Consider the following 12,385-nt stretch of genomic DNA (forward strand, 5'->3'; position numbering starts at 1 on the left):
AGGCGGCGGCCGGGAACCCGGCCGCCGCCGTCATATGCGGTGGAGCACGATGGACGAACTAATCAAGTACGCCCCCGATCTCGCCGGGGGATTTCTGGAGAACGTCAAGCTCTCACTCGTGGGCTTTGTCGTCTCCATAATCCTCGGCACGATCCTGGTGGCGATGCGGGTCTCACCCACGCCGGTCCTGCGCGCTGCGGGGACCGTCTATGTCAATGTGGTGCGCAACACCCCGCTCACGCTGGTGCTGGCGTTCTCGGCGCTCGGTCTGAGCGACCAGCTCGGCCTGGTGTTCTCGGACACGCCGATCGTCAACTCGTTCTGGATCGTGGCGATGGGACTGTCGTTCTACACCGCCGCCTTCGTGTGCGAGGCGCTGCGCGCCGGTGTGAACACGGTGCCGATGGGCCAGGCCGAGGCGGCCAGGGCGATCGGGCTGACGTTCATGCAGTCGCTGAGGTTGATCGTCCTGCCTCAGGCGTTCCGCGCGGTCATCGCGCCGCTGGGCAGCGTGATCATCGCCATGATCAAGAACACCACGGTGGCCACCGCGGGCGGCTTCCTCGCCGACTCGGCGGCGGTCATGAAGATCACCTTTGACACCACCGGCGCGTCGATCCCGATCTTCCTCGGCATCGTCGTCGCCTTCATGGCCCTGACCATGCCCATCGGGTACTTCACCGGCTGGTTGTCACGACGGCTGGCGGTGGTCCGATGAGCACCTCGGTGCTGTTCGACGCGCCGGGCCCGCGCGGGCGGGTGCGCAACCACCTGCTCACGGCGGTCAGCTCCATCCTGGTCCTCGCCGCCCTGTACGGCGTCTACCGTGGTTTCGACGCCAAGGGCCAGTTCGAGCCCAAGGTGTGGGAGTGGATCCTGCTGCCCGACACGTGGCAGTACTCCATCATCCCCGGCCTGCTAGGCACATTGCAGGCGGCCGCCGTCTCCGCGTTGCTCGCGGTGGCCTTCGGCGCGATCTTCGGCCTGGCCAGGCTCTCCGACCACAAGTGGCTCCGGGTCCCGGCCGGCGTGGTGGTCGAGGTGTTCAGGGCCATCCCGCTGCTGCTGCTGATCTTCTTCATCTTCTACCTGGCGCCCCAGCTGATGGGTGGCGGCGACTACGCCTTCTTCGCGGTCGTGCTCGGCCTGACGCTCTACAACGGCTCCGTGCTGGCAGAGGTCGTCAGGGCCGGCGTGAACGCCGTGCCGAAGGGGCAGTCGGAGGCCTCGTACGCGGTGGGCATGCGTAAGAACCAGGTGATGCGGCTGGTGCTGCTGCCGCAGGCCATCACGGTGATGATGCCCGCGATCGTCAGTCAGCTCGTCGTGTTGCTGAAGGACACGGCGCTCGGCTACATCATCGCCTACGTGGACCTGCTGAACACTGGCTTCAAGATCCTGCCGGCCGGTCACCGTGGCTCGCTGATCCCGGCCGCGATCGTCATCGGCATCATCTACGTGGCGCTCAACATGTCGCTCAGCTACCTGGCCACGCGGCTGGAGCGGCGCAGCAGGCGCAGCCGCAAGACGGCGGCGCGCCCGGTGGCGGCACCCGGCTCGGCCGCGGTCGGCGTGGGCGCGAAGCAGGGCACCGAGGGCGGCGGCCTCGGGCCTTCCAAACCGCTGGAATGACCTTCACGGGCGGCGGGGGCTGTTCCCCGCCGCCCGTGTCCCCATAGCTGTCCAAGAAAGTCCCACGAGTGGGTCGGCGACGCGCTGAGCCACGCCCGCACGGGTTACCCCTAGTCGGATGAGCATGCGTGAGGCGGGGGCGGCCATGGTTGTGGGCATGGTGGTGACCTTGGCCGGATGCGGCGGCGGAGGCTCCTACGCCACCGTCGCGGACAAGATCAAGGGCACCGGTACGGTCATCGTCGGCACCAAGTGGGACCAGCCGAGCCTGGGACTGAAGCTGGGCGCGGAACCCCAGGGCTTCGACGTCGACGTGGCCCGGTACATCGTCGGCCACATCGCCGGCGACAAGCAGGTCAGGATCACTTGGCGCGAGTCGCCGTCGTCCACCCGCGAGGCGCTGCTGCAGAACGGCACCGTGGACATGATCGTCGCCTCCTACTCCATCACGAAGGCCCGCAAGCCCAAGGTGACCTTCGGCGGCCCGTACGTGACCGTGCCCCAGGACACGATGGTCCGCGCCACCGACACGAGCATCCGCAAGGTGGACGACCTGCGCGGCAAGCGGCTCTGCCTGGCCGAGGGCTCCAACTCCTACCGGCGCATCGTGGACCCGCCGCCCGACGGCAAGCTGGACCTGCCGGCCAAGCTGGTGCCCGCCGCCAACTACTCCGACTGCGTACGCAAGCTCGCCGACGGCCGGCTCGACGCGGTCAGCACCGAGAACCTGGCGCTGGCCGGGTACTCCGAGGCGGACCCCGGCCGGTTCCGCCTGCTCAACGACCCGATCACGGAGGAGAGGTGGGGCGTCGGGCTCAAGAAGGGCGACACCAAGACCTGCGAGGCGGTGAACCGGGCGGTCGCCGCGATGTGGCGGGACGGCACGGCCGGGCGGCTGCTGCGCAAGTGGTTCGGCCGAACGAACCTCAACCTCCCCTCCGCCCAGCCGCCCCCCGAAGGCTGCCCCTGACCGGACCTCCCGCGCTGGGCCGCACAACCCGCCGCGGGGCCTCCCGCACTGGGCCGCACGAGCCGCCGCGGGGCCTCCCGCACTGGGCCGCACGAGCCGCCGCGGGGCCTCCCGCGCTGGGCCGCACGAGCCGCCGCACCCGCGCAGGACCCGCCGCACACACGCCCGGAGCCCTACGGACCCGCCGGGCACCGCCCTCAACTGTGCGAACTCACCTCAACTGCGGAGACCGGCCCGCACTCCGGCCGAACTTCCGGCAGGATGCGGGTATGCCTTTCTGGCCCTCCCCCATTTCGACCAAAGACGTAGCCGGTTCCGGCGTGCGCCCCAGTTGGCCCATGGCCAGAGACGGCCGGGTGTGGTGGACCGAGGACCGTCCCGGCGAGAGCGGGCGTACCACGATCATGTGCCGCACCGCCGACGGTATCCACCGTGACCTGCTGCCCGCCCCTTGGTGCGCGCGGACGCGGGTGCACGAGTACGGCGGCAGACCGTACGCCCCGACCCCCTCGGGCGAGGTCGTCTTCGCCAACCTGAAAGACCAACGCCTGTACCTTCTGGGCCATAACGGCGAACCGAAACCTCTCACCGACGAAGGCGACGACCGCTACGCCGACCTCCAGGTCCACGACGGCCAGATCTGGTGCGTTCGCGAGCGCCACTCCGAAGACGGCAAGATCACCAGGGCCGTGGTCTCGATCCCGCTGGACGGCGGCGAGCCCCGCGAATGGGCCACCGGCCACGACTTCTACGCCTCACCCGCCCTATCCCCCGACGGGCGACATCTGGCCTACGTCTGCTGGAACCACCCCCGCATGCCCTGGGACGGCACCGAACTACGCGTCACCACCCTCTCGGGAACCGGTGGCGAGTCGTGGACGGTGCGGGGCGGCCCCGAGGAGTCCGTGCTGGCCCCGGTCTGGAAGGACGACTCGCGGCTCTACCTCGTCTCGGACTCCTCAGGCTGGTGGAACCTCTACGAGGTCGGCCTGCGCGGCGAAGGGGCGCGGGCGGTGTGCCCGGCCGAGGAGGAGTTCATGGCTCCGCCGTGGCGGTCGGGCGGGATGCCGTACACGATGCTCGCCGACGGACGCCTCGCGGTCCTGCACGGGCGCGGCGACCTGCGGCTGGCCGTCCTCGACCCCGCCTCGGGCGCGCTGACCGACCTCCGGGGCCCCTACACCGGCTGGGACGCGGCGCTGACCGCCGACGGCACGTCCGTGACCGGCATCGGGTACGCCGCCACGGTCCCCCGCTCGGTCGTCACCGTGGACACGGGGACGAGCGGGCACCATTCACTCAAATCCGCCGTCTCATCCCTCCCCGACCCCACCTACCTGCCCGTCCCCCGGCCCGTGCTGATGGGAGGGGTCCACGCGTTCCTCTACCCGCCCCACCCCCCGGCCGCCGAGGGCACGCCACCCTATGTGATCTTCGTGCACGGAGGGCCGACCGCCCACGCCGACACCGCGCTCGACCTGGAGAAGGCGTTCCTGACCTCGCGCGGCATCGGCGTGCTCGACCTCAACTACGGCGGCTCGACCGGCTACGGCAGGGCCTACCGTGACCGGCTCAAGGGGCAGTGGGGCGTGGTGGACGTCCGGGACACGATCGCCGCCGCCGGATGGCTGGCCGCGCAGGGCCTGGCCGACCCCGCCAGGGTCGCGGTACGCGGCGGCAGCGCGGGCGGCTGGACGGTGATGGCCGCATGTTGCCGGTCCGACGTGTTCGCCGGCGGCGTGTCGTACTACGGGGTCAGCGCCCTGGCGCCGCTCGCCGCGCACACCCACGACTTCGAGTCGCGCTACGTGGAGTGGCTGGTCGGGCCGGAGGACCCCCAGGTGTACGCCGCCCGCGAGCCCCTGGCCCTCGTGGACGGGGTGACCTGCCCCATGCTGCTCCTGCAGGGACTCGACGACCCGGTGGTGCCCCCCGAGCAGTCCTCGGCGTTCGCCGACGCGCTGTCCGAACGCGGCGTGCCGTGCACGTACCTGTCCTTCGAGGGCGAATCCCACGGCTTCCGCCGCACCGAGACCCGAACCGCGGCCCTGGCCGCCGAACTGGCCTTCTACCAGCAGATCTTCTCGTAACCATCGGCCGAAGGGCTCAGCGGGCGAAGGGCTCAGCGGGCGAACTCGGTCGCCCGCGACTCCCTGACCACCGTGATGCGGATCTGCCCCGGGTAGGTGAGCTCCTCCTCCACCTGCTTGGCCACATCCCTGGCGATCACCTGAGCCTGGATGTCGTCGATGGCGTCCGGCTTGACCATGACGCGGATCTCCCGCCCGGCCTGCATGGCGAACACCTTCTCCACGCCCTCGTACGACTGCGCGATCTCCTCCAGCCGCTCCAGCCGCTTGACGTACGCCTCCAGCGACTCGCGCCGCGCCCCGGGACGACTCCCGCTGATCGCGTCGGCGGCCTGCGTGAGCACCGCCTCGACGGTACGGACCTCAACCTCGTTGTGGTGCGCCTCGATGGCGTGCACCACGTCCTCCTCCTCGCCGTACCTGCGGGCGATCTCCGCCCCGATCAGCGCGTGGCTGCCCTCCACCTCGTGGGTGAGTGCCTTGCCGATGTCGTGGAGCAGGGCGCACCGCTTCATCAGCGTCTGGTTCATCTTCAGCTCGGCGGCCATGATGCCCGCGATGTGCGCGGACTCGATGAGGTGCTTGAGCACGTTCTGCCCATAGGAGGTGCGGTAGCGCAACTGCCCCAGCAGCAGCGTCAGCTCGGGGTGCATGTCGGTGATGCCCAGCTCGACCAGGGCGTCCTCACCGGCCCGCGCGCACAGGTCCTGTACCTCCTGGCGGCTGCGGTCGTGCGCCTCCTCGATGCGCTGGGGGTGGATGCGGCCGTCGAGGACGAGTTTCTCCAGCGTCAGCCGCGCGGTCTCCCGCCTGACGGGGTCGAAACACGACAGCAGCACCGCTTCCGGCGTGTCGTCGATGATCAGGTTCACCCCGGTCGTGGACTCGAAGGCGCGGATGTTGCGCCCCTCACGTCCGATGATCCGGCCCTTCATCTCATCGCCGGGCAGGTGCAGCACGCTGACGACCGATTCGGCCGTCTGCTCCGCCGCCAGCCGCTGCACGGCCAGCGTCACGATCTTCGTGGCCCGCTTCTCGCCCTCCTTGCGGGCGTCCCCCTCGATCTCCCTGACGATCAGCGCGGCCTCGCGCTTGGCCTGATTCTCGATCTCCTTGACCAGCTCGTTCTTGGCCTGCTCGCCCGTGAGCCCGGCGACCCGTTCCAGGATGACCCGCCGCTCCTCCTCGACCTGGAGCAGCTCCTCGCGGCGGTCGGCCAGCTCGACCTCGGTCTCGCCCAGTTTCCTGTCGCGCTCGGCCTGCCGCCTGGCCTCCTCGTCCAGCCGCTGCTCCCGCTCGGCCAGCCGGGCCTCCCGGCGTTCGAGGTCGGAACGCAACTCCTTGAGCTCGGACTTCAGTATCCGGCTCTCCTCCTCGACCTCCCGCCGGATCTGCGCGGCGCTCTCGGCGGCCGACTCGGACCTGCGCAGGATCTCCTCGGCGTCGCTCTCCGCCTTGTGGCGGATCTCCCGCGCCTCCTCCCGCGCATGGTCAAGCTCCTCGTGTACGGCCTGCACCTGCTCGGGGCTCGGCTTGCCGGTACGTGGCAGGCTGCCCGAGGTACGCCTTATGACGACGAGAAGCGCGACGATCATCCCGAACGCGAGCACGAGCACCGCCACCATCAGCACCACGACCAGCGGCCCCATGTGTGCCCCGCCCTCCTCGCGTCGTCAAGAACTCATAACGCGGCCACAAAACGGGAGGGGTCACAAGCGCGCCACGAAAAGCCCGGCCGGCCTCATCGCCAGGATCGATGTCAAGCCAAGCCTGATGGGGCGTCGACTGCGAAAGCCGACGCCTTGCCTGTCTCGATCAACCAAGCTCGTTCGTCCGTCGTTCACCGGTATGGCAATCCGCGCTGCGCGGAGTAACTCCTCACTGCCGTCGAGGTTATGCGTCGAACAGGTCACGAGCAAGCAAACGCGTCCTCAAGCGTGTCTTACGGACCTGCATCTCCGTGTTCGGCCGCATCTCCCCCACTTGCTCCTGCTTTGCCCTCCGGGGCGGCCACCCAGCACCCAGTGTCACTATCCGTGTTTAAGCAGCTACAGATGGGGCATGAGAGGTATGCGTCGCCCTCCTTGACGCGAACAAAAATCCCCAAGCAGCCCATCCTCTGCTTCGTGCAGCGCCGATACCGCAGGCCGCACCGCCTGCCTGTTCATTCGGTCCCCGAGACCGCTGGGCGACTCTCTGCGTCGAGACGCCGGGTGACTCCTCGCCCATGGCCAATCGGCCGGAACCAAGTTGCTTCAGGAGGCCTTGGTGAATCTCCCGACCGGCGACGCGGACGCCGACCTCGCGGTCGTGCTCTTCTCCGGAGGGCTCGACTCCACGGTGCTGGCCACGCACTACCGCCTGACCCACCGGCTGCTACTGATCTCCTTCGAGTACGGCCAGCGGCACGGCGCCCGCGAACTGGCCGCCGGGCGCGAGATCGCCGCACACCTCTCGGCCGAGCACCACACGGTCACGGTGCGCGATCTGGGCCCGCTGCTGACCGGTTGCTCGCTGACCGACGACCGCGAGAACGTGCCGACGCTCGCCCCTTCAGAGGCAGCGCTGCGTTCGATCACGATTCCCAACCGCAACGCCTTCATCACCGACATGGCCGTGGCCGTCGCGATGGCGCGCGAGGCCGAGGTGGTCGCGCTCGGCGTGCACCACACGCACGAGGGTTATCCGATGCCGGACGCCCGGCCCGACTTCTTCGCCGCCTACCAGGAGATGGTGCGCCTGGCCTCGCGCGGGTTCCGCACGCCGCGGGTGGAGACCCCGTTCCTCGGCATGCAGAAGGAGGACATCGTCGCCTACGGCCGGCAACTGGACGCGCCCATGGACAAGACCTGGACCTGCTATCTCGACCGCCCGGTCCACTGCGGCGTCTGCCTGGCGTGCCTCACCCGCAGGAGCGCGTTCTCCCGCAGCGCGACACCCGACCCGACCGTCTACGAGAACGAGGTGCAGGATGACCCATCAGATCCGTGTCCGGCATAACTTCGAGACCGCCCACCGGCTCCCCCACCTGACCGGCAAATGCCTCAACCTGCACGGGCACTCGTGGTGGGCCGAGGTCTCCGTGCGCGCGGAACGGCTGAGCGAGGACCAGACCGTCGTCGAGTTCGGGGCGTTCAAGCAGGGGCTGCGCGCGTTCATCGACGAACATCTCGACCACGGCGCGATGCTGGGCGCGGGCGACCCGCTCGCCCGCCTGCTGGCCGCGCACGGCAGCAAGGTCTACCTCTTCGGCACACCCCCTTACGCGTACGACCTGCCGCATCCCACGGTCGAGGCGGTGGCGGTGCTGCTGGCCAGGGCCGCCCAGGTGATCCTGGACGGCCGGCCGCGTGCCGCCGGGGCGGTCGTCAGCCGGGTCACGGTGGCCGAGACGCACGTCAACGCGGCCGAGTTCGTGCCGCCGCCCGGCTTCCCCGGCGACCGGCCCGACCTGCGGATGTCAGCGGCGGCGGCGTCGTGACCGTCGAGGACGCACCCGAGATGGTGACGCGGCACGACGCACCCGAGATGATGGCGCAGGACGACGCACCCGAGATGGTGGCGCGGGACGACGTCACCGACCAGGCCTCGCTGCACGCGCGGCGCATGATGGCCGCGCTCGACCTGCCCCTGGACACCCCCGGGCTGGCGGGCACCCCCGCGCGGCTCATCGCGGCGCTGCGCGAGCTGACCGCCGGGACCCGGGAGGACCCCGGCCGCCATCTGGAGGTCACCTTCCCCCCGGAGGCCGACAAGCCGGGCATCATCGCGGTCACGAACCTGCCGTTCATCTCGCTCTGCGAGCATCATCTGCTGCCCTTCGTCGGCAGCATGACCGTCGCCTACCTGCCCTCGCCGGGCGCGCCCATCGTCGGGCTGTCCAAGCTGGCCAGGATGGCACAGGGGTTCGCCGCCCGGCCGCAGGTGCAGGAGCGGCTGGGCGAGCAGATCGCCGAAACCCTGCACACCCGGGTCGACTGCCTGGGCGCCGCCTGCCAGGTGGCCGCCGAGCACTTCTGCATGACCCTGCGCGGCATCAAGGCGGCCGGCGCCCGGATGACCACGGTGCACCTGAAGGGCGCCTTCGAGCGGGATCCTCTCGTCCGCGAGGAGTTCCTCCGGCTACGCGGCTCCTGACCCCCGCGACCGGCCCGCCGGGCCGCCTCGCGGGTCGCGGCCGCCTCGCGGGTCGCGGCCGCCTCCCCACGTCGCTGCCTCGCCACGTCGCTGCCTCGCCACGTCGCTGCCTCGCCGTCGCGTTGTGGCGTCGTCGCACTGTCGTGCCGTACGCGCGCCTCAGCGCTCGTAGCGGCCCCGCGCCAGGACGCCCGCCGGGTCGAACGCGTCCTTCAGCCGCCTGAGCACCTCCGGCGGACCGCCGGCGGACATGTGGTCGATGTCCAGCCGGTACGGCCGCCAGCCGTGCTCGGCGAAGCGGCGATGCAGCAGGTCAAGGGCCCGGTGCGCCGAGGTCGCCGCGCTCGCGGGGAACCGGCAGGACACCGCGAGGTCGATCACGTCGCAGGAGATGGCGTTGACCGTGGGATGCCAGCGCGTGCCGGTCTCCTCACCCACCTCGCGCACCAGCACCCGCGCCCGCGCCACCGCCTCGCCGCGGAACGGCAGCAGCGGCAGGAAGAACAGGTAGCCCGCACCGCCCGGGTTGGCGTCGATGCCGTCGGACCGCGTACCGAACCAGCGCTCCAGCACCAGCTCGTTACAGCTCGGATCGCCACCCAGACAACGCCGCAACTGCTCGGCAAGCTGCTCGTCGTCGGCGGATAGACCGCTCTCCGGGCCGCGTTCCAGGCCGCGCAGGCCGCGCTCCGGGCCGCGTTCCAGGCCATCCCCGAGGCCGCCCGTGAGGCCGGGGACCGGGTCTTCGAGGACGCGGACGTCGTCGAACAGCCCACTGTCGGCGGCCCGGCGCAGCAGCAGCCCGCACGCCACCGCGGCCAGCCCCGGATCGCCGTCCACGCAGCAGTACGCCACACACTCCTCACCGTCGGGCCGCTGATAGATCTTGAGCACGCCGCTGACCAGCCGCTGCGCGCGGCAGTCGCGCAGCTCGTCCACTGCCGCCGCCAACCGGGCGGCCCCGAAGGTGAGCCGGACCAGCCGGAGCGCGCGCGGGCGGGGCAGCAGCCGGATCACCGCCGCGGTCACCACGCCGAGGTTCGACTGCGCGAACAGCGGCATCAGAGCAGGGCCCACCTCGTGCCGGTACGGCACCACGCGGCCGTCGGCGTCCGGCCAGCTGCCCAGCCGTACCAGCTCGCCGTCGGCCAGCACCACCTCCAGCCCTGCCACGTCCTCGCACCGCTGACGGCGCAGCCCCACCCCCCGTTCCACCGCGTTGCCGATGATGCTGGTGTGCGCGGAGGAGGCGGTGACGTTAAGCATGTACGGGCTGCCGCACAGCAGCTGCGCCAGCCTGCCCTGGGTGACGCCGGGCTCCACCACGGCGGCCCCGGCCTCCAGGTCCAGCAGCCGCACCCGGTTCAGCCGCCGCAGGTCGAGCACCACCGCGCCGTCATGAACCGGCTCACGCGAGCCCAGCCCCCAGTTGTGCCCGGTGCTCAGCGGATACAGGCTCACCCCGGGGACGGCCGAGGCGACGATCTCCCGGACCTGTTCCACGTCCCGCGGGCACAGGGTGCCCAGCAGCCGTCGCGTCCGGAACATGCCCACGTTCGCCCGTGCGTCCAGCTCGGCTTCGCCGCCCTGATCGAGCCGGCCGGCCCATCGCCGCAGCCAGCTCTCCACCTCGTTCATGCCACGCTCCTCCCTCCGACGTGGTCCTTCCTCAAGCATCCCCTCTCTTTCCGTAATCGAATGACTACACATGGGTATCACACGGGTATGTTTCCTGAACCCGGGCATCCCCTGATGCACCCGTGGGCCCTACGCGTAGCGGCGACGCTGCGCCTGTCCGACCTCATGGCCGAAGGGTTGTCCCATCCGGAGCAACTCGCCGCGCGCAGCGGCGCCCACGCCGGTAGCCTGGAGCGGCTGCTGCGCTACCTCGTCTGCCGGGGCTGCTTCACCGAGCCCGAGCCGGGCCGGTTCGCGCTCAACGAGCAGGGCGAGACGATGCTGAGCGACCATCCGTCCGGGCTGCGCGGCCACCTCGACTTCGACGGGCCGTTCGGCCGTACCGACCAGGCCATCTCCCACCTGCTGAGCACCGTACGCACCGGGCGCTCTGCCTACGCGCAGGTGCACGGCCGGTCCTTCTTCGACGACCTGGCCGACGACCCGGAACGCTCGGCCGTGTTCGACGACATGATGAGCCGCCGCCTGGCCATGGACCTCCCCCACCTGCTCGGCGCCTACGACTGGGCGGGCGTGGACAGTGTCGCCGACATCGGCGGCGGCACTGGCGACCTGCTCGCCGCGCTCCTGGCCGCCCACTCCCACCTGCGCGGCACACTCGTCGAACGGCCGTTGACCGCCGAACGGGCCGCCCGGTCCCTGCGCGAGAAGGGGTCGGCCGGCCGCTGTGAGGTCGTCGCGGGCGACTTCTTCGCGCCGCTGCCGCCAGGACGGCGGGTGTACGTACTGCGCAACGTCCTGCACGACTGGGACGACGAACGCGCGACGGCCATCCTGCGCAACTGCCGCCGGGCCGCCGGGCACGACGGCCGGATCCTGGTCGTCGAGATGGTGATGGGGGACGGCGAGGACGCGCTCGCGGCGACCGCGCACGACTTGTTCATGATGCTGGTGTTCGACTCCGCGGAGCGCGACCTCGGCCAGTTCGGGCGGCTCGCCGAGGACGCGGGGCTGCGCCTGGCCGCCACCAGCCCCCTGCCCTCGGGATCCTGGCTACTGGAGCTGGTCCCCGCGACCACGTCGTCAGAGCCGGCTCCCGCGACCGCGTCGTCGCCATGAGCGCGGTCGGCGTCTACTACGACCTCTGCCAGCGCCTGATGGGCCCGTGGCGTACCAGAATGTTGAGCGGGGCCGAGCTGTGCGAGGTCGGCCGGATCGTCTACGGCCGGCCCGAGGGCTTCTCCCTGTACGGCGTCGGCGCGCCCGCCATGGAGGCCGCCGGGATCCGGATCCTGGGCCGCACGGCCGCCGAGTGCTGCGTCGACACGATGTCGCTGGACGTCGCGCACGCGGTCGCCGACCTGCACCTCCACCGGGACGGGGGCGACGAGCCGCTCGTCGCGGAGCTGTTCTGCGGCTCGGGAAATCTGGGCGTGCATCTCGGCCGGGTGCTCGGCCTGCCGGTGTACGCGGCCGATCTGGATCCGCTCATCTACCGGGCCACCCGCCACAACCTACACAGCGTCGGAGCTCCGACCCGGCTCCAGCTGATCGACTACCGCGAACTCCTCCCTGAGCTCACCCCTCGCGGGCCGGCCGACACCTATATCATCGAACCCCCTTGGGGGCCCGCCATCTCTCCCCTCGGACTCGACCTGCTCGGCACCTCACCCCCCGTACCGGAGATCCTGGCCGACATCCTGCGGGCGCGTGACGGCCGCCCGTGCCTGGTCGGGATCAAGACCATCGACCGCATCCGGCACGACTCCCTGAACGTCGCGTTCGCCGGCGCCCACCACCTCCGCACCATCACCGGCGAGCCGCCGTTCCCCGATGCCTCCCGGATGCAGTTCCACTTCTACCGCCTCGGACCCGGCACATGACGGCGGCGAGCCACGCCCACTGCCTCGTCACGGTC

Annotated in this window: 11 protein-coding genes; 9 read left to right on the forward strand and 2 right to left on the reverse strand. The window is 70.7% G+C overall.

Annotated features, from left to right (window positions below; genetic code table 11):
* The first annotated feature begins 49 nt into the window (after window positions 1-49).
* From AB0I81_RS46915 to AB0I81_RS46930, 4 genes are all read left to right on the forward strand, one after another.
* Window positions 50-718 carry an amino acid ABC transporter permease gene (locus AB0I81_RS46915; RefSeq protein ID WP_360672325.1) on the forward strand — a complete coding sequence of 223 codons (669 nt, stop codon included), beginning with the start codon at window positions 50-52 and terminating at the stop codon, window positions 716-718.
* Window positions 715-1,632, forward strand: a complete 918-nt coding sequence (locus AB0I81_RS46920) for an amino acid ABC transporter permease (RefSeq protein WP_360672327.1) — start codon at window positions 715-717, stop codon at window positions 1,630-1,632. Before AB0I81_RS46915 ends, AB0I81_RS46920 begins: the two co-directional genes overlap by 4 nt.
* A 118-nt stretch (window positions 1,633-1,750) precedes the next feature.
* On the forward strand, window positions 1,751-2,602 hold the full coding sequence (locus tag AB0I81_RS46925) for a glutamate ABC transporter substrate-binding protein (protein ID WP_360672330.1): 852 nt from the start codon (window positions 1,751-1,753) through the stop codon (window positions 2,600-2,602).
* A gap of 338 nt (window positions 2,603-2,940) precedes the next feature.
* The gene (locus AB0I81_RS46930; protein ID WP_360672333.1) at window positions 2,941-4,692 is read left to right on the forward strand and encodes a prolyl oligopeptidase family serine peptidase; all 1,752 of its coding nucleotides are present in this window, start codon (window positions 2,941-2,943) and stop codon (window positions 4,690-4,692) included.
* 32 nt (window positions 4,693-4,724) lie between these two features.
* Here AB0I81_RS46930 and rny read toward each other — a convergent pair whose 3' ends face one another.
* Window positions 4,725-6,341 carry a ribonuclease Y gene (rny, locus tag AB0I81_RS46935; protein ID WP_360672336.1) on the reverse strand — a complete coding sequence of 539 codons (1,617 nt, stop codon included), beginning with the start codon at window positions 6,339-6,341 and terminating at the stop codon, window positions 4,725-4,727.
* A gap of 619 nt (window positions 6,342-6,960) precedes the next feature.
* Between rny and AB0I81_RS46940 the strand changes: the two genes are divergently transcribed.
* From AB0I81_RS46940 to folE, 3 genes are read left to right on the forward strand one after another with little or no spacing between them, the layout of a single operon-like run.
* Complete coding sequence (locus AB0I81_RS46940; RefSeq protein ID WP_360672339.1) at window positions 6,961-7,692, forward strand: 7-cyano-7-deazaguanine synthase; 732 nt, start codon at window positions 6,961-6,963, stop codon at window positions 7,690-7,692.
* On the forward strand, window positions 7,664-8,173 hold the full coding sequence (locus tag AB0I81_RS46945; RefSeq protein ID WP_360672342.1) for a 6-carboxytetrahydropterin synthase: 510 nt from the start codon (window positions 7,664-7,666) through the stop codon (window positions 8,171-8,173). The genes AB0I81_RS46940 and AB0I81_RS46945 overlap by 29 nt, the downstream gene beginning before the upstream one ends.
* A complete protein-coding gene (gene folE, locus AB0I81_RS46950) occupies window positions 8,170-8,829 on the forward strand; it encodes a GTP cyclohydrolase I (RefSeq protein ID WP_360672345.1) in 660 nt (219 codons plus the stop codon). Before AB0I81_RS46945 ends, folE begins: the two co-directional genes overlap by 4 nt.
* Window positions 8,830-8,988: 159 nt before the next feature.
* Here folE and AB0I81_RS46955 read toward each other — a convergent pair whose 3' ends face one another.
* Window positions 8,989-10,467 carry an FAD-binding protein gene (locus AB0I81_RS46955; RefSeq protein WP_360672348.1) on the reverse strand — a complete coding sequence of 493 codons (1,479 nt, stop codon included), beginning with the start codon at window positions 10,465-10,467 and terminating at the stop codon, window positions 8,989-8,991.
* Between the two features lie 87 nt (window positions 10,468-10,554).
* Between AB0I81_RS46955 and AB0I81_RS46960 the strand changes: the two genes are divergently transcribed.
* A complete protein-coding gene (locus tag AB0I81_RS46960; RefSeq protein WP_360672352.1) occupies window positions 10,555-11,586 on the forward strand; it encodes a methyltransferase in 1,032 nt (343 codons plus the stop codon).
* Window positions 11,583-12,350, forward strand: a complete 768-nt coding sequence (locus AB0I81_RS46965; RefSeq protein ID WP_360672355.1) for a hypothetical protein — start codon at window positions 11,583-11,585, stop codon at window positions 12,348-12,350. Before AB0I81_RS46960 ends, AB0I81_RS46965 begins: the two co-directional genes overlap by 4 nt.
* Window positions 12,351-12,385: the final 35 nt, after the last annotated feature.

Origin of the sequence: Nonomuraea sp. NPDC050404 (assembly GCF_040655495.1) — a bacterium.
GTDB lineage: Bacteria > Actinomycetota > Actinomycetes > Streptosporangiales > Streptosporangiaceae > Nonomuraea.

Bases quoted from the DNA above. Each gene is read 5' to 3' on its own strand.
- AB0I81_RS46960 (WP_360672352.1), top strand. From the start codon at position 10,555: ATGTTTCCTGAACCCGGGCATCCCCTGATGCACCCGTGGGCCCTACGC.
- AB0I81_RS46955 (WP_360672348.1), bottom strand. From the start codon at position 10,467: ATGAACGAGGTGGAGAGCTGGCTGCGGCGATGGGCCGGCCGGCTCGAT.
- rny (WP_360672336.1), bottom strand. From the start codon at position 6,341: ATGGGGCCGCTGGTCGTGGTGCTGATGGTGGCGGTGCTCGTGCTCGCG.
- AB0I81_RS46920 (WP_360672327.1), top strand. From the start codon at position 715: ATGAGCACCTCGGTGCTGTTCGACGCGCCGGGCCCGCGCGGGCGGGTG.
- AB0I81_RS46925 (WP_360672330.1), top strand. From the start codon at position 1,751: ATGAGCATGCGTGAGGCGGGGGCGGCCATGGTTGTGGGCATGGTGGTG.
- AB0I81_RS46965 (WP_360672355.1), top strand. From the start codon at position 11,583: ATGAGCGCGGTCGGCGTCTACTACGACCTCTGCCAGCGCCTGATGGGC.
- AB0I81_RS46945 (WP_360672342.1), top strand. From the start codon at position 7,664: ATGACCCATCAGATCCGTGTCCGGCATAACTTCGAGACCGCCCACCGG.
- AB0I81_RS46915 (WP_360672325.1), top strand. From the start codon at position 50: ATGGACGAACTAATCAAGTACGCCCCCGATCTCGCCGGGGGATTTCTG.
- AB0I81_RS46930 (WP_360672333.1), top strand. From the start codon at position 2,941: ATGGCCAGAGACGGCCGGGTGTGGTGGACCGAGGACCGTCCCGGCGAG.